At 49.4% G+C, this 18,340-nt stretch carries 15 protein-coding genes and 1 pseudogene; 8 read left to right on the top strand and 8 right to left on the bottom strand.

What is annotated here, in order from left to right:
- Genes ugpE through ugpB form a run of 3 tightly spaced genes read right to left on the bottom strand, consistent with a single transcriptional unit; the run spans position 1 to position 3,091 of the window.
- Positions 1-849, bottom strand: coding sequence for a sn-glycerol-3-phosphate ABC transporter permease UgpE (gene ugpE / locus AC6R0S_RS08555; RefSeq protein WP_500637712.1), 849 nt, complete (start codon positions 847-849; stop codon positions 1-3).
- Complete coding sequence (ugpA, locus tag AC6R0S_RS08560; RefSeq protein ID WP_487901580.1) at positions 849-1,730, bottom strand: sn-glycerol-3-phosphate ABC transporter permease UgpA; 882 nt, start codon at positions 1,728-1,730, stop codon at positions 849-851. Before ugpA ends, ugpE begins: the two co-directional genes overlap by 1 nt.
- 53 nt (positions 1,731-1,783) lie before the next feature.
- On the bottom strand, positions 1,784-3,091 hold the full coding sequence (gene ugpB / locus AC6R0S_RS08565; protein WP_334551685.1) for a sn-glycerol-3-phosphate ABC transporter substrate-binding protein UgpB: 1,308 nt from the start codon (positions 3,089-3,091) through the stop codon (positions 1,784-1,786).
- Between the two features lie 279 nt (positions 3,092-3,370).
- Between ugpB and AC6R0S_RS08570 the strand changes: the two genes are divergently transcribed.
- The 3 genes from AC6R0S_RS08570 to AC6R0S_RS08580 all read left to right on the top strand — a co-directional run bounded on the left by AC6R0S_RS08570 (position 3,371) and on the right by AC6R0S_RS08580 (position 5,836).
- Positions 3,371-4,129: a glycerophosphoryl diester phosphodiesterase gene (locus AC6R0S_RS08570; RefSeq protein WP_500637728.1), complete on the top strand. Its 759-nt coding sequence runs from the start codon at positions 3,371-3,373 to the stop codon at positions 4,127-4,129.
- Positions 4,122-4,862, top strand: a complete 741-nt coding sequence (locus tag AC6R0S_RS08575) for a DeoR/GlpR family DNA-binding transcription regulator (protein ID WP_500632013.1) — start codon at positions 4,122-4,124, stop codon at positions 4,860-4,862. Before AC6R0S_RS08570 ends, AC6R0S_RS08575 begins: the two co-directional genes overlap by 8 nt.
- A gap of 95 nt (positions 4,863-4,957) precedes the next feature.
- A complete protein-coding gene (locus AC6R0S_RS08580; protein WP_500637713.1) occupies positions 4,958-5,836 on the top strand; it encodes an AEC family transporter in 879 nt (292 codons plus the stop codon).
- Between the two features lie 91 nt (positions 5,837-5,927).
- On the opposite strand, the gene AC6R0S_RS08585 is transcribed toward AC6R0S_RS08580, so the two are convergent.
- Together AC6R0S_RS08585 and soxR are read right to left on the bottom strand one after the other, a co-directional pair.
- Entirely contained in the window at positions 5,928-6,809 is an 882-nt protein-coding gene (locus tag AC6R0S_RS08585; protein WP_334551681.1) for an NAD(P)-dependent oxidoreductase, read from the bottom strand.
- Between the two features lie 242 nt (positions 6,810-7,051).
- Positions 7,052-7,516 (bottom strand): redox-sensitive transcriptional activator SoxR, encoded by a 465-nt coding sequence (soxR, locus tag AC6R0S_RS08590; protein WP_334551679.1) that lies wholly within the window; start codon positions 7,514-7,516, stop codon positions 7,052-7,054.
- Between the two features lie 125 nt (positions 7,517-7,641).
- On the opposite strand from soxR, the gene AC6R0S_RS08595 reads away from it, so the two are divergent.
- From AC6R0S_RS08595 to AC6R0S_RS08605, 3 genes and pseudogenes are all read left to right on the top strand, one after another.
- Positions 7,642-8,883 carry an MFS transporter gene (locus AC6R0S_RS08595; protein WP_500637714.1) on the top strand — a complete coding sequence of 414 codons (1,242 nt, stop codon included), beginning with the start codon at positions 7,642-7,644 and terminating at the stop codon, positions 8,881-8,883.
- A gap of 88 nt (positions 8,884-8,971) precedes the next feature.
- Positions 8,972-9,568 (top strand): annotated as a pseudogene (locus AC6R0S_RS08600) (SDR family NAD(P)-dependent oxidoreductase); the annotation flags it as partial.
- Between the two features lie 244 nt (positions 9,569-9,812).
- Positions 9,813-11,393, top strand: coding sequence for a BCCT family transporter (locus AC6R0S_RS08605; RefSeq protein WP_500637715.1), 1,581 nt, complete (start codon positions 9,813-9,815; stop codon positions 11,391-11,393).
- Positions 11,394-11,488: 95 nt separating this feature from the next.
- Here AC6R0S_RS08605 and tdh read toward each other — a convergent pair whose 3' ends face one another.
- Both tdh and AC6R0S_RS08615 read right to left on the bottom strand, forming a co-directional pair.
- The gene (gene tdh, locus AC6R0S_RS08610) at positions 11,489-12,520 is read right to left on the bottom strand and encodes an L-threonine 3-dehydrogenase (protein WP_500626967.1); all 1,032 of its coding nucleotides are present in this window, start codon (positions 12,518-12,520) and stop codon (positions 11,489-11,491) included.
- Positions 12,520-13,716 carry a glycine C-acetyltransferase gene (locus AC6R0S_RS08615; protein ID WP_500637716.1) on the bottom strand — a complete coding sequence of 399 codons (1,197 nt, stop codon included), beginning with the start codon at positions 13,714-13,716 and terminating at the stop codon, positions 12,520-12,522. Before AC6R0S_RS08615 ends, tdh begins: the two co-directional genes overlap by 1 nt.
- Before the next feature lie 189 nt (positions 13,717-13,905).
- On the opposite strand from AC6R0S_RS08615, the gene AC6R0S_RS08620 reads away from it, so the two are divergent.
- Positions 13,906-14,829, top strand: a complete 924-nt coding sequence (locus AC6R0S_RS08620; RefSeq protein ID WP_487901587.1) for a LysR family transcriptional regulator — start codon at positions 13,906-13,908, stop codon at positions 14,827-14,829.
- On the opposite strand, the gene AC6R0S_RS08625 is transcribed toward AC6R0S_RS08620, so the two are convergent.
- Complete coding sequence (locus AC6R0S_RS08625; RefSeq protein WP_500637717.1) at positions 14,826-15,209, bottom strand: cytochrome b562; 384 nt, start codon at positions 15,207-15,209, stop codon at positions 14,826-14,828. The genes AC6R0S_RS08620 and AC6R0S_RS08625 overlap by 4 nt on opposite strands.
- A gap of 159 nt (positions 15,210-15,368) precedes the next feature.
- On the opposite strand from AC6R0S_RS08625, the gene AC6R0S_RS08630 reads away from it, so the two are divergent.
- Positions 15,369-18,260 (top strand): HD domain-containing phosphohydrolase, encoded by a 2,892-nt coding sequence (locus AC6R0S_RS08630; protein WP_500632018.1) that lies wholly within the window; start codon positions 15,369-15,371, stop codon positions 18,258-18,260.
- Positions 18,261-18,340 lie beyond the last annotated feature (80 nt).

The following is an 18,340-nucleotide window of genomic DNA, read 5'->3' on the forward strand; positions in this document are numbered from 1 at the left end:
TTATTTCTCCGAATCAACCAGACCTTTGACAAACGCTTTTTGCATCGCCAGCACCACAATGACCGGTGGCAGCATGGCAATAATGGTCGTGGCCATAATTTTGTTCCATTCAATGACCCCATCGACAACACCCAGCATCTGCTTGATGCCCATCACTATGGTGTAGTACTCGATGTCGGTGGTGATCAGTAACGGCCATAAGTATTGGTTCCAGCCGTAAATAAAGGTGATGACAAACAGCGCCGCGATGTTGGTGCGAGAGAGCGGCAGTAATATGTCAAAGAAAAACTTAATCGGTCCTGCGCCATCTATGCGCGCCGCCTCCACCAACTCACTTGGCACCGTCATAAAGAACTGGCGGAATAAAAAGGTCGCCGTCGCACTGGCGATCAGTGGGATGGTTAAGCCATAAAACGAATTGAGCATGTTGAGGTTAGTGACCACCTCAAAGGTCGGCATAATGCGCACTTCCACTGGCAGCATTAAGGTGAAGAAGATCATCCAAAACGCCAACATGCGGCCCGGAAAGCGAAAAAAGACCACCGCATAGGCCGACAAAATCGAAATGGTCAATTTACCAAAGGTGATGCACAGTGCCATCACTAGGGAATTCAACAACATACCGGTAATTGGCAATGCTGTATTGTTGACTTGGCTTGCATTACTCAGCAGTTCGCTGAACACACTGAAACCTAAGTCGCCAAACCAAAGTGGCGTCCCTGTCGCAAAGGCGGTGTTTTCATGGGTGGTCGCCACCAGTGCAATCCAAACTGGTAGTGCAATCGAAACGATGCCAGCCACCAACACAAAGTGGCAAAATAGAGTGAATAAGGGTCTGCGTTCTACCATCAGTAAGCCACCTTCTTCTCAACGTACTTAAATTGGAACACAGTTAACGTCGCGACCAACACCATTAACACCACCGACTGCGCAGCCGACGAGCCTAAATCCAAACCAATGAATCCATCGTTGTAGACTTTGTACACCAACGTGGAAGTGCTGTTGCTCGGCCCGCCTTGCGTCATCGCATGGATGATGGCGAAGGTGTCGAAAAAGGCATACACAAAGTTAACGACTAATAAGAAGAAACTCGTAGGCGAAATCAATGGGAAGCTGATGGTGAGAAAACGCTTTACCGGCCCACTGCCATCGATGGCCGCTGCTTCAATTAATGAACGGGGGACGGACTGCAACGCCGCTAAGAAGAACAAAAAGTTATAGCTGATTTGTTTCCATGTAGAGGTGATGATCACCATCCACATCGCGTGGGAGCCATTGAGTGTCGGGTTCCAATCAACCCCTATCCACTGGAGGAGTTGGCTGGCCACGCCAATCGTTGGGTCAAAGAGAAACAGCCACAAAGAGCCCGCCACCACAGGCGCAACGGCATACGGCCAGATCAGAAAGGTACGATAGAAGGTACTGCCACGAACGATATGCTCGGCAAACGCCGACAACACCAACGCACTGACCAGCGCTAGCACCGCTACGCTGAGACTAAATTGCAGCGTCGTGAATAATGAATCGAGATAATACGGATCGTGAAGCAGCTTTTCGAAGTTTTCCAAGCCAACAAACTCACGGCTCATCCCAAACGCATCTTCCAGTTGAGATGATTGAAAAATCGCTTGCCCAGCCGGCCAGATAAAAAAGACCAGGGTGATCACCAGTTGCGGGGCGATCAGCGCAATGGGCAGCCATTTGTGTTTAAAAATAACAGGCGATGACATAGATAATCCAGATAGAAAAAGGCGGAGCACATTTGCTCCGCCAAACGAGGGTGTTACTTTTGCGTGCGCTCAAAGCGGCGCAATTGCTCATCACCACGGCTTACCGCATTGTTCAATGCTGTTTTCGCCGTCGCTTTACCAGACCAAACGGCCTCCAACTCTTCGTTGATGATATCGCGCGTTTGCAAGAAGTTACCAAAGCGAATGCCTTTGGAGTTGACCGTTGGCTCAACCGACGTCATCTGTACGACAGCGGTGTCAGTGCCTGGGTTCGCCTCATAGAAGCCTTGGCTCTTGGTCAGTTCATAGGCAGCCTTAGTGATCGGTAGGTAACCAGTAAACTGGTGCCAATCGGCTTGCACTTCAGGGCTAGAGAGATACGAGAAGAACTTCGCTACCCCTTTGTACTCTTCATCAGAGTGACCACGCAGTACCCAAAGCGAGGCTCCGCCGATAATGGTGTTTTGCGGTTTGTCGACCAGTTCCGCGTCATACGGCAGCTGCGCTACACCGACGTCAATGCCTTTCATGTTCTCTTTAATACCCGCCAGACCCGCCGACGAGCCCATGGTCATCGCACACTCTTGGGTGTAGAACAGTGGCATACCATCGGATTGACGACCGCCGTACTTAAAGATCCCTTCTTTTGACCACTCGCCCATTTTCTCAATGTGCTTCACAAACGCCGACTCATTGAACTTAAACTGGGTATCGAGTCCGTCAAAACCATTGCTGTTGTTGGCGACAGGGACATTATTGCGAGCACCGAAGTTTTCAATTTGCGTCCAAGATTGCCAAGTGGTGCTAAAGCCGCACTTAGCGCCCGATTCGATCAGCTTGCGTGAGACGGTTTCCATCTCTTGCCAGGTTTTCGGTGCCTCTGTAATGCCCGCTTTTTCAAACATCGCTTTGTTGTAATAAAGCACAGGCGTTGAACTGTTGAATGGCATCGACAACATTTGGCCTTCACTGGTAGTGTAGTAACCCGTCACAGCGGAGAGGTAGTTGTCTGGATCAAACGGCTCTTTGGTGTCTTCCATCAACTGGTAAACTGGGTAGATGGCCTGCTTGGCACCCATCATGGTTGCTGTGCCGACTTCAAAAACCTGCACAATGGCTGGCTGCTCTTTCGCACGAAATGCCGCAATCGCACCTGTCATGGTTTCTGCGTATGAACCTTTGTATACAGGTTTGATTTCGTAGTCATCTTGACTGGCATTAAAGTCCGCTGCTATTTCATTGACCTTTTTACCTAGCGCACCACCCATGGCGTGCCACCATTCCACTTCTGTTTTCGCTTGAGCTTGCGCACTCAGTAGTGCTGCGGTGACGGCCAAACCGGTCAGGTGTTTGATAGACATAATGGTTCCCTTATGTGAGTCTTACTTGCGTAAAGTCCTAGTGTGGTTAAACCTCAGCGGATGTTCACTTCTCTTTCACATTCGCTGCTTCAGAATTCAAGTGAACATTAATTAGCGAAAGTTACGCTGAGATGACACTTAAATGAACATAAATGAAACTAAACTTTCGGTTGAATGCCTGTTTGGGGTGTCATCAAACGGTCACATGAAGATGACAGAGTTCGTTTGAAACAAAATGAACATAGATAGTGAATAACAATGACAACACTCCCAACCCTTATCCCAACCATGGCCCATCGTGGCCTCTCTAGTCTTGCACCAGAAAACACACTCGTTGCGTTTCAGCGTGCCGTTGAATTGGGCTGCCAGTGGATAGAAATCGACGTCCAACTGAGCGCCGATGATGTGCCCATGGTGATTCATGACCACACAGTGAACCGCTGTACCAACAGCAAAGGTAAAGTGAGTGAATTGACGTTACAGCAACTGAAACAACTCGACGCCGGGTTGTGGTTTGCTGATGAGTTTGAAGGGGAACCAATCCCTACCTTAGCGGAAACATTGGCCTTGACCCAAGCGGCCAACGTCAACCTCAACATTGAGCTCAAACTCTACCCTCACACGGACATTGATCGCCTGTGCCATCACGTCGCTGAGGTGATCAATGAGATGGATATTGACCCTCAGACCCTGCTCTTTTCGAGCTTTAGCACCCATTCCTTGCAATGCATAAAACAATATCTACCCGATGTGCGCCGCGGGCAATTGTGGCAAAGCATTCCCTATGACGTGGCGTCGGTCCTGACTCAAATTGATGCCTACAGCGTGCACTGCGACTACCGCTTTTTGACACAGGCGCAAGCCAAAGCAATTAAGCAGATGGGTTATCAGCTCTACTGCTACACCCCCAACTTTCCCGAATTAGTTGAGCCACATCGCTTATGGGGCGTCGATATGATGATCACCGACGTGCCTCAGCGTTATACTCAGCGTAACGAAACTCACACTGGTGCCGAGCGCCACGCTATTCATGGATAATCTTTCACTCCGCCAACACGCGATCATTGAGCGCATTCATCAACAGGAATATTGTTCGATTGATGAATTGGCTCAGCAGTTTGATGTCACGACACAAACCATCCGCCGTGACATCAACGAACTGTGCAACCTAGGCTTGACCCGTCGCCATCACGGCGGCGTCAGCTTACCTGCCACCCTGAGTAACCGAAGTTACACCTCACGCCGCATGACGAATGCCAAGGACAAACGCGCCATTGCCGAGCGCGTCGTGCAGCATATTCCCAATGGTTGCACTCTGTTTTTGGGTATCGGCACAACCATCACCGCGATTGCAGAGCAGCTTGGGCATCACCGGGAATTGCGTGTGGTGACCAACAACTTTGAGGCGGCGCATATTCTCTCCCAGTTTGAAGAGGTGGAAACCTGGATCCCAGGTGGGCGCATTCGCAGTAACGATCGCGATGTGGTGGATGATAAAGTCGCCGACTTTTTCGCCCAGTTTAGTGCGGACATCGGTATTATTGGCTGCGCAGCGGTCAGTGATATACGCAGTGGCCTAGAGAATACAGAAGCGACGCAGTATGTGATGGAGCACGAATTGCGGGAGGCGCGTGTCAGCCAAGCGATATTGGCCCACGCAGAGCAACGTTGGTTAGTGGCCAACGACAGCAAATGGCAGCGACGCGCCAATACCAAAGTCGCGCCATTGGAATATTTTGATCGCATCTTCAAAGACAGCAAACAAGCCTAACCTGCTCTAGGTTTCACCCTCAAGATGGGTTAACGTAGAAACATTGTTTTGTTTTTTTCAGTTAACGAGGCCGTTAACTCATTGCAAGGAAAGCTATGGTCGAGCAGGTTGTTGGCATTCTTTTCCCCGTCTTTGCGTTGGTATTGATTGGGTTTTCTGTCGGGCGTTGGTTAAAACCAGACTTCAAACCGATCAACCGCATCAACATGGACGCTTTCACCCCCGCATTGGTGTTCTCCTCTTTGGTGGTGATGCCTCTCGATACCAACCAGTTGCCCCTTTTGAGTGCGTCACTCATTTCAGTTTTATTACCCGGGCTATTGATGATCCCAATTTGCGCCATCACTAAACTGCGCTTTAAAGCCTGGGCGCCGCCACATATGTTTCGCAACAGCGGTAACTTGGCGATCCCTCTTTTTACCTATACCTTTGGTGAGACGGCGCTGGCGCCTGCGGTTCTGCTGTTCGTGGTCTCCGCCTGCTTGCACATCAGTATCGGCTTAGCGCTGCTGAGTGAAGGTAACCCAATCAAACAAGTGGTCAAAATGCCGATTTTTCTGGCGGCCAGCGCAGCGCTTTTTCTCAACCTAAGTGGGATTGGCGTGTGGTCCCCTTTGTATGAAGCGACAGTGTTACTCGGTCAAGCCGCGGTACCCGTGATGCTGCTCTCTTTAGGGGCGCAAATGTGTCATATGCGTTTGAGTGGATTTCGTATCGGTGTGCTGTGCACGCTGCAATCCTTGTCGACGGGTGCAGTGGCGTTTGTCGTCATCTATTGGTTTGTGCCGCTGCCGACTTTGGAGCTGCAAATGATGGTGCTGTTTACCATGTTACCACCGGCAGTAATGAACTACCTGTTTGCCGAACGGTTTGGAGTTGAGCCGACGAAAGTGGCGTCGATGGTGCTGTTTGGTAACTTCTTCAGTTTAATCACGCTGCCACTGCTGCTGACATTCGCCTTATCTCTGGGCTAGCTAATTATCTCTACTAACTGGCTTTGACATGTCCAAGCGATGTAGAAACAAAAACAGCGGCCATTGGCCGCTGCTTTCACATCATCATTGATTACTTCTTCAGTTGAGTAAAGTAGTCAAAGATAACCGGTACGTCGTTTTGACCTAGGCCAGCGTCAACCGCTGCTTGTAGGCTCTTTGACGTGCCTTGAGCGATGAGAGACTCAGTGCCTAGCTCTTCACATAGCGCAAGGAAGTAACCAAGGTCTTTGTTTGCGTTCGCTACAGAGAAGCCCAGTTTTTCTTCGCCATCAACAGCGTAGAACTTACAGAACTGCATGAACGGTGAGTTAGATGGACCTGCTGACATGATATCAAACAGTTGTTGGCCGTCTACGCCTGCAAGCTTAGCAACAGCGAATGCTTGAGACATTGTCGCAACCGTTGTCATACCCATGAAGTTGTTAACAAGCTTAGTCACGTGACCTGAACCTAGTGCGCCTAGGTAGAAGACGTTTTCGCCTTGCTCGTCAAGAACAGGCTTCACTTTGTTGAATGTTTCGATATCGCCTGCTGCCATGATGTTCAAAAGACCATCTTTCGCGTGTGCAGGTGTACGACCTAGAGGTGCGTCAATCATACCCGCGCCTTTCTCAGCAAGGTCAGCACCAATCTTCTTAGTCGAAGCTGGGATAGAAGTACCAAAGTCGATGAGCGTTTTGCCTTCAGACATACCCGCTAGAATACCCGCTTCACCGTAAACCACTTTCTCAACCACTTCAGAAGTCGTCAGACATAGCATTACGATGTCACTTTTCTCAGCCAGTTCTTTACCAGACGTCGCTTCAGAGGCGTTGCCACGAGCAAGAACAGCAGCGACTGCGTCTTTGTTAAGATCCATAACGTTAACTTCGTAGCCACGGTTTTGTAGGTTCTCAACCATGTTGCCGCCCATAAGGCCAAGACCGATGAAACCAATTACAGGTTTAGTCATTTCAGACTCCTAAATGCAATATTGTATGATTATATGATGTGGTCGTAGAATAGCGCTCATGAGCGGCTAACGCAATCCTTGATTCAATAAAAATTGTGGCAAAGCCCTAAAATTGTGAACTCAATCAGAATGAGACAGTGTTTTAAAACACAAACATTGCCGAGCAAAAAGAAGAAAAAATCACACCAATGAATCGTAGAAAACGCTTATTTGTGTGACCAAATGATGGGAATTGTCCGCCTTTAGCGCTCATCATCTAAGACAGGTGACCAGTTTTCAGGATCGGTTAGCCGCGTTTCACTGGGCGATGCTTGCGCTCGAATGTCACTTGGGTTGTAGATAGCGCAACTCTCCATCGACAAACAGCCACACCCAATGCACCCACCTAAGTCCTGTTGCAGCGCTTTCATCTGCAAGATGCGGTGCTCAAGCAGTTGATGCCACCCTGACGCCATCACTTGCCATTCTTGCCGATTGGGCGCTTGGTGGTGTGGAAGGTGGGCAAACGATGCCGCGATCTCCTCCAAGGTCAGTCCAACTTGCTGAGCGGCTTTAATGATGGCAACACGTCGCAGCACACTTCGATGATATCGGCGCTGGTTCCCAGCGTTACGCCAGCTGAAGATAAGCCCTTTCTGCTCATAAAAATGTAACGCCGACACCGCCACACCTGAACGTTTAGCGACCTCTCCGACCGTCAGTTCCATCTTGACTCCTTAATTCACTCGAACGTTATCGACTCACATGAAAAATAACGCTTTACCTAAAGTTAACTTGAGGTTTTAGAGTAGCAGCAACTGATCAATATTGGTACACAGAAAGGAACACCACAATGACATTACACGGACGCAATAAGACCACTCCTTATCTAACCGGACGCTTTTTTGATGGCATTTCTTCTGGGCTATTTATGATGGCTCTACCTTGGCTCATGTTGCAATCGGACAATATGGGCACCTTTGTCGCCTTAGTGGCACTCACTTGTACTGGTCTCTCATTTTTCTTAACGCCCTTCTTTTCAACCTTGATTGACCGCCATTCACGCAAAACAATCTTAGTGATGGTCCAATGGGTGCAAGCCATCTGCGCCGCGCTGGTGATGAACCTGTCATACCACGGCATGCAATCCCCATGGCTATTGGCACTCGCGCAACTGGTGTTTTGGGTCTCGAGCAATCTGGCTTGGTCTACCAATAATGCGTTTACCCAAGAAAATTATGATCACCATGAGTACGCCGCAATTTCAGGACAACAAGAGATCATAATGCAAGGCACCACGCTAGGTGCTGGCGCGTTAGGTATTGTGCTCCTCGAGCAATGGGGAATTGTCGAATTCTCAGCTTTTGCCATGTTGGCATCCACATTAGCGGGTATCAGTTACCTGGTGACACCTTATCGACAAGCGTTACGCGCCGAACGTAAAGTACGCTTTTGGCAACAACTGGTCGAAAGCCGCTCCATTGTGCTTTCTGAACCACGCTTTTACGCCTTCTTGATACTTTCTTCTCTCTCCTACCCCATTTTGACTTACTTGGGAAAGTTGGTGCCGATCTGGTTTGCACAGCAGCACATTGCTGGGCACTGGCTCGCGGGCTACAACATGGCGTTTGGGATTGGCTCGCTGCTCACCGGACTCATCGTACACAAATTACTGACCCGTCGCGCATTACCCCGCACCATGCTGCTTGCCATGTCGTTCAGTAGTGTGATGGTGCTAGGGATGAGCATCTCATTAAGCCCAGCGGCCTTGCTTGTCTTCACCTTGTTATTTGGCCTTTTTAATGCGTTAAATCGAATCGCGCGAACGAACTGGATGCACCACACTATCTCCATCCATCAACGAGGCCGCGCCGACGGTGCATTGCAAATGTTTGCCACTCTAACCCAGAGTATGAGCTATGTGCTGATCGCTTTGCTCAGCCATGCGGATTGGATCGAACTGGGGTTCTTACTCGCTGCAATCACCATGGGCGGAGCGACCCTCGCCATGCGTTGGCTACTGACTCATGCACCAGAGTCCAGCGTTATGAACGCGTCTATTAAGAGAGGAGAGGTGTCTGCCACCGCAACGTGATCAAAGGTAATCAACACATGGCCGAAACTACCGATCATTTATCAGCACAATTGCAGTATTTTAAGGTGTAGATGTACCTACTCACGTTGTTCAATTGGATGTACGAGATGCCGATGCGGTAAAAAAGGCGGTCGATGAACTTCCAAGCGAATTTGCACAAGTGACCACACTGATCAATAACGCAGGACTCGCGTTAGCACCCGAAGGCGCTGCTGAAGTAGCGCTAACAGATTGGCATACTATGATCGAAACCAACTGCACAGGATTGGTCAATGTAACACATGCTTTACTTCCAACACTGATTGACATTGGTGAAGGTACGACAATCATCAACGTCGGTTCTATTGCAGGTCAATGGCCCTATCCCGGCAGCCACGTGTATGGTGCGAGTAAGGCGTTTGTCAAACAGTTCAGCTACAACTTACGTTGTGATCTCCTCGGGACCGGAGTACGTGTGACAGACCTAGCTCCCGGTATCGCGGAGACAGAGTTCACGTTGGTCAGAACGAAGGGAAATCAATCTGCATCGGACAACTTATATCGAGGCACCACACCCTTAACGGCACAAGACATTGCAGAGCATATGTTTTACATCGCTACGCTTCCAAATCACATCAACGTCAATAGGGTTGAAGTAATGCCGACTCGCCAAGCGTGGTCACCTTTTGCGATAGACAGAGACTGATTGCCCAGGTGTTATCCGTAGATCGCACTGCTCGTTCGACGACCGCTATGCTGGCAACTTAAGTATCATTGTCAGCACAGCTTTACACCCTGCCAAATTTGAAGCACCTCCAATGCGTGCTTCATGTATTCTTCAAACTGCCCGGCGTGTTACCATAACGTGACGCACCTCGCATTATGCTAGCTATTCGAGGACAAATACACGCTGAATGCCAAAGTTCAGCCACAAAAAAGTGAACAGCGACATGTCTAATACGACTCACGCCATTAGTACTTCCGAAATGGCCGAAAGTCCTACTCAAAACGGAGCACCGACGCTCTTTCAACAACTTCAACTGACGAATCCAACATTTCAAATGAGTAGCGCCTTTTTCATAGCCTTTGTGTTCTTAGCGCTAACGAATACCTCTTTACTCTCAAATTGGGTCAATCAAGGTTTTGCACTAGCGACCGAATACTTTGGAGCATTTTGGCAAGTTCTTCTGCTTGCAAACTTCATTGTTGGACTCTATTTAGCCGTATCTCGCAGCGGGAGTGTGCGATTGGGTGGACTGCTCACCCCAGAGATAAGCACATTTAAGTGGATCTCTATCATTTTATGTACACTACTGGCTGGTGGTGGCGTGTTCTGGGCTGCTGCTGAGCCAATCGCCCACTTCGTAACTGCCCCCCCTTTGTATGGCGAAGCGCCCCCTATCGAAGCCGCCATCAATGCTTTGTCTCAGTCGTTTCTGCATTGGGGCTTTTTGGCCTGGGCTATTCTTGGTTGCCTGTCTTCCGTTGTGTTGATGCACCTGCATTACGACAAAGGCCTACCACTCAAACCGCGAACCTTGCTCTACCCGATATTTGGACAACGAGCCATAATTGGTTCACTCGGAAACATCATTGATACTGCCTGCATCATTGCAGTGGCTGCTGGTACCATCGGCCCGATCGGTTTTTTAGGGCTGCAAATCAGTTACGCGTTGAATGCTTTGTTTGGTATCTCGGATGGATTTACGACTCAGACCATGGTGATCCTATTCGCCGTCGCTATGTACACGCTTTCTGCGCTTAGTGGTGTTAGTAAAGGCATTCAAATTGTGAGTCGATACAATATCATTCTCTCAGTAGTTTTGATCGGCTTCATTCTGCTGTTTGGCCCCACTCAATTTATTATTGATGGTTACTTACAAGGGGTAGGAGGTATGCTCGATAACTTTGTCGTGATGGCCCTCTATCGAGCAGACACAGACTGGCTTAGTTGGTGGACCGTTTTCTTTTGGGGTTGGTTTATCGGCTACGGGCCAATGATGGCCATATTTATCACTCGTATTTCACGTGGTCGAAGTATCCGACAACTCGTTCTCTCAGTCAGCATTGTCGCGCCGTTAGTGACGTGTTTTTGGTTTACCGCAATTGGCGGCAGTGGACTCGCATTTGAAATTGCCAACCCAGGCGTCATCTCACAAGCGTTTGAAGGCTTTAATTTACCTGCAGTACTGCTTGCTATTACAGATCAACTGCCGCTTTCGACACCGATTGCATTGCTATTTCTAATACTGACCACCACGTTTATTATCACCACCGGAGATTCCATGACGTACACCATCAGTATGGTCATCAGCGGAGAGAAAGAGCCCAACGCGATATTACGAGCATTCTGGGGCATCACTATGGGCTTAGTCGCCATCGCCCTAATCGCCATGGGTAAGGGCGGCATCAACGCACTGCAATCGTTTATCGTTGTGACTGCGGTACCCGTCTCTTTTGTTCTTCTCCCTAGCATCTGGTTCGGAAGAAAATACGCGCAAACCATGATGTATGAGCAAGGCATAAAATAAAACGCCTAAACGCTTTATCCAGTGACACTAATCCGTTGTCATATAAAGATAAACTGAAAGCGCTCCAATCGGAGCGCTTTGTTTAATTGATGTATTTATTCCCAATCAAGGATAACCTTCCCAGAAGCCCCGCTACGCATGGCGTCAAAGCCTTTTTGGAAGTCATCGACCTTGAAGTGGTGAGTGATGATTGGCGTCAGATCTAGGCCTGATTGAATCAGGCTTGCCATCTTGTACCAAGTCTCAAACATTTCTCGGCCGTAGATGCCTTTGATGACCAGGCCCTTGAAGATCACTTGGTTCCAGTCGATGCCCATGTCCGATGGTGGAATACCGAGTAATGCGATACGTCCACCGTGGTTCATGGTTTTAAGCATTGAGTTGAAGGCGGATGGATTGCCAGACATCTCAAGACCGACGTCAAAACCTTCGGTCATGCCAAGCTCTGACATGACGTCTTCCAGTTTTTGTTCGGCAACATTCACCGCGCGAGTGACGCCCATTTTGCGCGCCAGTTCTAAGCGGTATTCGTTAACGTCTGTGATCACGACATGACGAGCACCAACGTGACGCGCGACGGCCGCCGCCATAATGCCAATTGGGCCAGCGCCAGTGATAAGCACATCTTCACCGACAAGATCAAAAGAGAGCGCCGTGTGAACCGCGTTGCCAAACGGGTCAAAGATTGAAGCAAGATCATCAGAAATGCCTTCAGGGATCTTGAATGCATTGAACGCAGGGATCACTAGGTATTCAGCAAACGCACCTTCGCGGTTCACACCCACACCAATCGTGTTGCGGCACAGGTGCGTACGGCCACCACGACAGTTGCGACAGTGACCACAGGTGATATGGCCTTCGCCCGACACACGGTCACCAATTTCAAAACCGCGGACTTCTTGGCCAATCGCCACCACTTCACCCACGTACTCGTGGCCAACGACCATAGGCACGGGAATGGTATTTTGTGACCACTCATCCCAGTTGTAGATATGGACATCAGTTCCGCAGATGGCGGTCTTTTTAATTTTGATCAGGATATCGTTGTGGCCAACCTCAGGTTTGTCCACTTCCGTCATCCAAATGCCTTCTTCAGGCTTAAGTTTAGAGAGTGCTTTGATTTTCATTATTGGATGATCTCCATCTCACGGCCCACTTCAATGAAGGCGTCGATCGCACGATCCAGTTGCTCACGTGAATGCGCCGCAGACATTTGCGTACGGATGCGTGCTTGACCTTTAGGTACCACGGGGAACGAGAAGCCAATGACGTAAATGCCCTTCTCCAACGCGCGTTCAGCGAACTCTGCCGCTACTTTGGCATCGCCTAACATAATTGGGATGATCGCATGATCCGCGCCGCCCATCGTAAAGCCAGCCGCTTCCATACGCGCACGGAAATGTGCGGCGTTGTCCCACAAACGCTCGCGCAGATCACCGCTCTCTTTCAACAGGTCAAGCACGCGAAGTGACGCACTGACAATCGCTGGCGCGACAGAGTTTGAGAACAAGTATGGACGTGAGCGTTGACGCAGCCATTCAATCACTTCTTTCTTACCAGACGTGTAACCGCCTGACGCGCCGCCCATCGCTTTACCCAGTGTGCCTGTGATGATATCAATACGATCCACAACGTCGTGATACTCATGAGTACCGGCGCCGGTTTTGCCCATAAAGCCAACGGCGTGAGAGTCATCGACCATCGTCAATGCGCCGTATTTATCCGCCAAATCACAGATAGCCGGAAGGTTGGCGACCACGCCATCCATCGAGAACACACCGTCGGTCACGATCAAGATGTGGCGAGCCCCCGCTTCTTTTGCCGCAATCAGCTGCTCTTCAAGTTCTTGCATGTTGTTGTTGGAGTAACGGAAACGCATCGCTTTACACAAACGAACACCATCAATGATCGAGGCATGGTTCAGCGCGTCAGAGATGATCGCATCTTCTTTACCCAGAATGGTTTCAAACAGGCCCGCATTCGCATCAAAACATGAGGTGTATAGGATGGTGTCTTCTTTACCTAAAAACTGAGACAGTTTTTGCTCCAGTTGTTTATGGATGTCTTGCGTACCACAGATGAAGCGTACCGATGCCATACCAAAGCCGTGCTCATCCATACCCGCTTTACCCGCCTCGATGAGATCTGGGTGGTTGGCGAGTCCTAAGTAGTTGTTTGCACAGAAGTTAAGCACTTCTTCGCCCGTTGAGATTTTAACGGCGGCTTGCTGCTGAGACGTAATGATTCGCTCCGCTTTGTAAAGGCCTTCCGCCTTTACTTCTTCGATTTGATCTTGAATTTGTTGATAGAATGCAGAAGACATTGCTGTTTCCTTTCGCGTTATGGTTAGCCTAAGTGTAATCCATCGTCTTCACTTCCATTATCCATAGGCACGGAAAAACATATTTGCCTCTGGGGCACAGATAAGGCAGTTTTGTGAACTCTGTTGGTTCAGCGCTCAATCACGCTCTGATACACTAGCGGTCATCGCTGCTACACCGAGTTCTTGATCTTGTTTGATACCCGACTACTAACACTACTGCCAGATTTAGCCTCGTTTATTCTTGTTGTCGAGGAGGGCAGCTTCACCGCGGCCGCCAAGCAACTTGGCGTCACCCCTTCTGCGCTCAGTAAATTGGTGACTAGGCTAGAAAAATCACTCTCGACCAAGCTGTTTGAGAGAACCACACGCTCATTGATCATCACACCTACAGGGCAACAGGTTTATGACCAAGCGATTGTGATGGTCAATGCCGCTCGCCAGGCGGTGGACTTGTCGAGCTCTGATCACAGTGAGCCCACAGGGCCACTTGTGGTCGCGGCGCCAGAGGCGTTTCTTAACTCGGTCTTGCAACCATTTGTGGCGCCCTTTTTAAAAGCCTACCCCGATATTCAGCTCAAACTGCGCGCCGCCGATGGCGAAATAGACTTATTGCGCGATCGCATTGACATCGCTTTCAAACTGACCGACAAACCGGATGAGAATTTGGTCCTCAAAGAGATGGGGAAAACACACCTGCAATTGTGCGCGAGCCCGGACTATCTCAGCGCACATGGCGTGCCGACGCACCCAACTGAGCTCGCGAACCACAGCTGTCTCTATTTGGCTGAAACCGACAAAGACCACGTTTGGGATTTCTTCAAAGAGGACGAATACCACTCCGTTGCCGTGAGCGGACGCTACGCCGTCAATCATTCGCAGATGCGTTTAAATGGAGTCAAACAAGGGATTGGAATCGGGATTTTTCACGATTTCGTCATCGCGGATGCGATTGAATGTGGTGAGGTCATCGCGGTGCTGCCCGAGTGGACGATAAAGAGTAACTACCATGGCGCGGTGGCGATGCAATACCCGCAAACCAAGTATATGCCCGCAAGATTGCGGGCATTCATCGATTATGTCAGCGACGCACTGAAAGAGAAATTAGCGCGTTAGCCAAACAACTTACTCCAGATGCTTGGGTTGCGTTTGTCGTGATATTCGATGCGAAGCTCGTCGACGCGTTTCAACTGTGTCTTAGCGCGGACAAGATCGCCACTTCCCAATGACTGCTGTACCTCCCCAAGCGCTTGAGATAGCGCTTGAAAACCTTCTTGGTACACCTCCACTTTCTCGGGTGGGTACTCGCCTTGCTTAGCTTGCTCCACCAGCGAAGTGAGCGCCCCAACCGCAGTTTGCATCTCGACCACATCACTGGCTTGCGCCGCGTGACGAAACTCCACTTTCATTTGCTTCATCACGGCCTTGAGATCGCCGCCCGAGGCCCAAACTTGGCACGCAACCAACAAACTCAGCGCTGCTATTAACTTTCTCATTTTATTCTACTTATTGGATTTAAAACGCCATTGTAAGCGATGGTTTAAGGGGTGAAATAGGAAAAGTGTTGCGAGTTATAAATGAGCAAACTCACGACGTTTTTTTGCATGTTTCGCAGATTGGCTAATACTTAAAAGAATTCTTATAGAGGGAACTTCATGAGTCGACGCCGCTATTCACTGTCCATCCACATTACGAGTCTGTTTTTGGTGTTGACCACGCTCGTGGGCGCGGTACTTATCGGTATCAGCTATAAGCACTCTCAAGACTTATTAACCGAGAGCGCCAAGGAGCTCAGCAGTGAAAATGGCGCTAAATTGGAGACCACCTTCCAAAATCGCGCAGGGCCTATCCTGACCACGTTAGATTTCATGTCGATGAGTGAAGTGATTGAGTCGGCCGACGCACCGGTTGACCAAACCCGCTTCATCGCATCCCTCGCGATCATCTTTCAGCGCAACCCAGAATTGGTCGCCTTGTATTACGCCAGTGAACAGGGAGATCTCAATGTCCTTCGTCCACTTCGCACCAATGCGGACCGTGAGCGTTTTGATGCCCCTGATAAAGCAACATTGATGATTAACTCGATGGCCGTCAGCGGTAAAAACGATGTCCATTTCTTAAACGGTCGCCATGTTTTGATCCAATCGATTGAAAACAATGACAACGATTTTGATCCTCGAGTGAGACCTTGGTTTGTCAACGCAAGCTCAGACGGTGATATTCGCTTAACGGAGCCATATTTTTTTTACTTTCTTAAAATCAGCGGCGTGACGTTGTCACGAAGATCGCCCGACGGCCAATTTGTTGTTGGCGCGGATTTCACTCTAGACTCCCTCTCTCAACAAGTCAGCACCATGGGGTATTCTGAACAAACACGCCTGCTGTTACTCGATAGCCAATTCAATGTCTTAGCGCACCACCAATTAGAAGTAACGTTGCCCGAACTAAGCGACTCCGTCACTCAATCTGATATCAACGGCGTACTGGAACAGAGTGTGTTTGCGCCAGTTCTGGGCCGTGTGTCATCGCAAATCATCTATGAGGCGCTCGAAAACGGCGGTATTGATTGGTCCGTGACCTTAACTCCCGTCGAGTTAAACAACCAGACGCGACTGCTGCTTGCCGAAGCCATCCCACAACATGATATTCTCGCTTCGCTGCTTTCGATGCGAGACAGACAAGTACAAGTGGCAATCTTTATGCTGATTGTCAGTTTTGTGGTCATCTGGCTCGTGTCTAAACGCATTACCAATCCATTATTGACGCTGGTCACTCTGACTAGCAACATCGCACGCTTCGACTTTAAAAAGACCCGCTACCCTAAGAGTGTGATCAAAGAGGTAGCCAATCTCACCAAATCCATTGAGCTGATGGAACATACTCTGCATGACTTACTTCGTCTACTGCGTGAAACGGCCAGTAACCGAGATTTTTCCCTGCTGGCGAAGACCATTACTCACCAAAGCTATATGGTCACCAAAGCGGAAACCATCGTGCTCTATACACTGGACAACAAGGACGCTTCCTTCTCGATTGCCGCCAATCACGCGATTATCCCGTTCAAAGTCGATATCAACGAGTTCCTCTCAAACACCCCCTGGATGCAGAAAGACTTAGAGAAAGGCGAAATTATCCATCTCACCCGTGGGGACAACGCCATCGCAAAATACAGCGAATCACTGTTTAACACCGATATCTATTTCTTCCCAATGCACAACAAAAACAAGAAATTGGTCGGCATTTTGTTGTTGGGGTACGAACGCCCCATCCCCCCTGAACAGAGTGATAAACATGCGTTTTTAAAAGAGCTGTTAAGCTTTGCCGAAATTGCCAAAGAAAACATCACGCAGATGGAGCAACAAAAAGAGATGCTCAATGCGTTTGTCGCCCTGATTGCATCGGCTATCGATACAAAGTCGCCTTATACAGGCGGACACTGTCAGCGCATCCCAACACTGGCAAACTTGTTGACCAAAGTGGCAGACAAAGATAAACGCTATTTTGCCGATTTTTCAATGGGCAAAGATCAATGGGAAGCGCTCAATCTCGCCGCTTGGTTACATGATTGTGGCAAAGTGACCACGCCAGAATATGTGGTCGATAAAGCCACCAAGCTCGAAACCATCTATGACCGAATCCATGAAGTCAGAATGCGTTTTGAGCTATTGAAAGTGCAGGCTGAAGTTGACTGCTTGCAATCGATTCTCAATGGTGAGGAGAAAGAAAAGGCAGAACAAATATTGACTCAGCGCCACCAGCAGTTGGATGACGATTTCTACTTCGTCGCAGAGTGCAACTTAGGTGGTGAATCCATGACCGACGAAGCCATTGAACGCTTGGAGCAGATCGCGAAAATCGAATGGGTACGTACCTTAGATGATCAAGCTGGGACCTCCTGGATAGAACGCGAACGCGCGGGAGATCCTACGCCACTGCCCATCAAAGAGAAACTGCTCGCCGATAAGCCCGTACATAAGGTGGGCTGGGGGGTGGGTGTCAACCCAAAAGATCAGTGGGCACAAGCGTTCATTCTCGATCCCGGCGAGCTGAAATACAATCGTGGCGAGCTATTCAACTTATCCATTCGCCGAGGCACGCTCAACGATGAAGAGCGCTTCATCATCAACGATCACATCATACAAACCATCACTATGCTGAACCGTCTGCCCTACCCAGAACACTTGCAACAAGTGCCTGAAATTGCCGGTGGACACCATGAGCGAATGGACGGTAAAGGCTATCCACTTGGCTTGACGGGCGAGCAGCTCTCCGTGCCTGCTCGGGTGATGGCAATTGCCGATGTCTTCGAGGCGTTGACCTCATCAGACCGACCTTACAAAAAAGGCAAGACGCTGGACGAGTCGATCAATATCATGACCTCGATGGCCACCAGCGGTCATATCGATCCTAAGCTTTATCTGCTGTTTTTAGAGCACCAGATCGATCAAGAATACGCCAGCGCCTACCTTCACCCTTCGCAAATCAGTGAGTTTGATCGTGAGGCGCATATTCAGAAGGTGAAAGCCTACATCAAAGCGTCTCCCTGATAGGGCACGGCGTACTCCACTACAAAGTGAGATCTGGCACGACGAATCATTACCTACAAAACGCAGTTTTGAAGCAGGAA

This window comes from Vibrio sp. R15-SG3-ISO1B (assembly GCF_059833835.1).

Excerpts from the sequence above, each read along its gene's own strand:
- soxR (WP_334551679.1), bottom strand. The coding sequence starts at position 7,516 with ATGGAACTGACGGTCGGAGAGGTCGCTAAACGTTCAGGTGTGGCGGTG.
- tdh (WP_500626967.1), bottom strand. The coding sequence starts at position 12,520 with ATGAAAATCAAAGCACTCTCTAAACTTAAGCCTGAAGAAGGCATTTGG.
- AC6R0S_RS08595 (WP_500637714.1), top strand. The coding sequence starts at position 7,642 with ATGACATTACACGGACGCAATAAGACCACTCCTTATCTAACCGGACGC.
- AC6R0S_RS08605 (WP_500637715.1), top strand. The coding sequence starts at position 9,813 with ATGTCTAATACGACTCACGCCATTAGTACTTCCGAAATGGCCGAAAGT.
- AC6R0S_RS08575 (WP_500632013.1), top strand. The coding sequence starts at position 4,122 with ATGGATAATCTTTCACTCCGCCAACACGCGATCATTGAGCGCATTCAT.
- AC6R0S_RS08585 (WP_334551681.1), bottom strand. The coding sequence starts at position 6,809 with ATGACTAAACCTGTAATTGGTTTCATCGGTCTTGGCCTTATGGGCGGC.
- AC6R0S_RS08615 (WP_500637716.1), bottom strand. The coding sequence starts at position 13,716 with ATGTCTTCTGCATTCTATCAACAAATTCAAGATCAAATCGAAGAAGTA.
- ugpB (WP_334551685.1), bottom strand. The coding sequence starts at position 3,091 with ATGTCTATCAAACACCTGACCGGTTTGGCCGTCACCGCAGCACTACTG.
- AC6R0S_RS08630 (WP_500632018.1), top strand. The coding sequence starts at position 15,369 with ATGAGTCGACGCCGCTATTCACTGTCCATCCACATTACGAGTCTGTTT.
- AC6R0S_RS08625 (WP_500637717.1), bottom strand. The coding sequence starts at position 15,209 with ATGAGAAAGTTAATAGCAGCGCTGAGTTTGTTGGTTGCGTGCCAAGTT.
- ugpA (WP_487901580.1), bottom strand. The coding sequence starts at position 1,730 with ATGTCATCGCCTGTTATTTTTAAACACAAATGGCTGCCCATTGCGCTG.
- AC6R0S_RS08580 (WP_500637713.1), top strand. The coding sequence starts at position 4,958 with ATGGTCGAGCAGGTTGTTGGCATTCTTTTCCCCGTCTTTGCGTTGGTA.
- ugpE (WP_500637712.1), bottom strand. The coding sequence starts at position 849 with ATGGTAGAACGCAGACCCTTATTCACTCTATTTTGCCACTTTGTGTTG.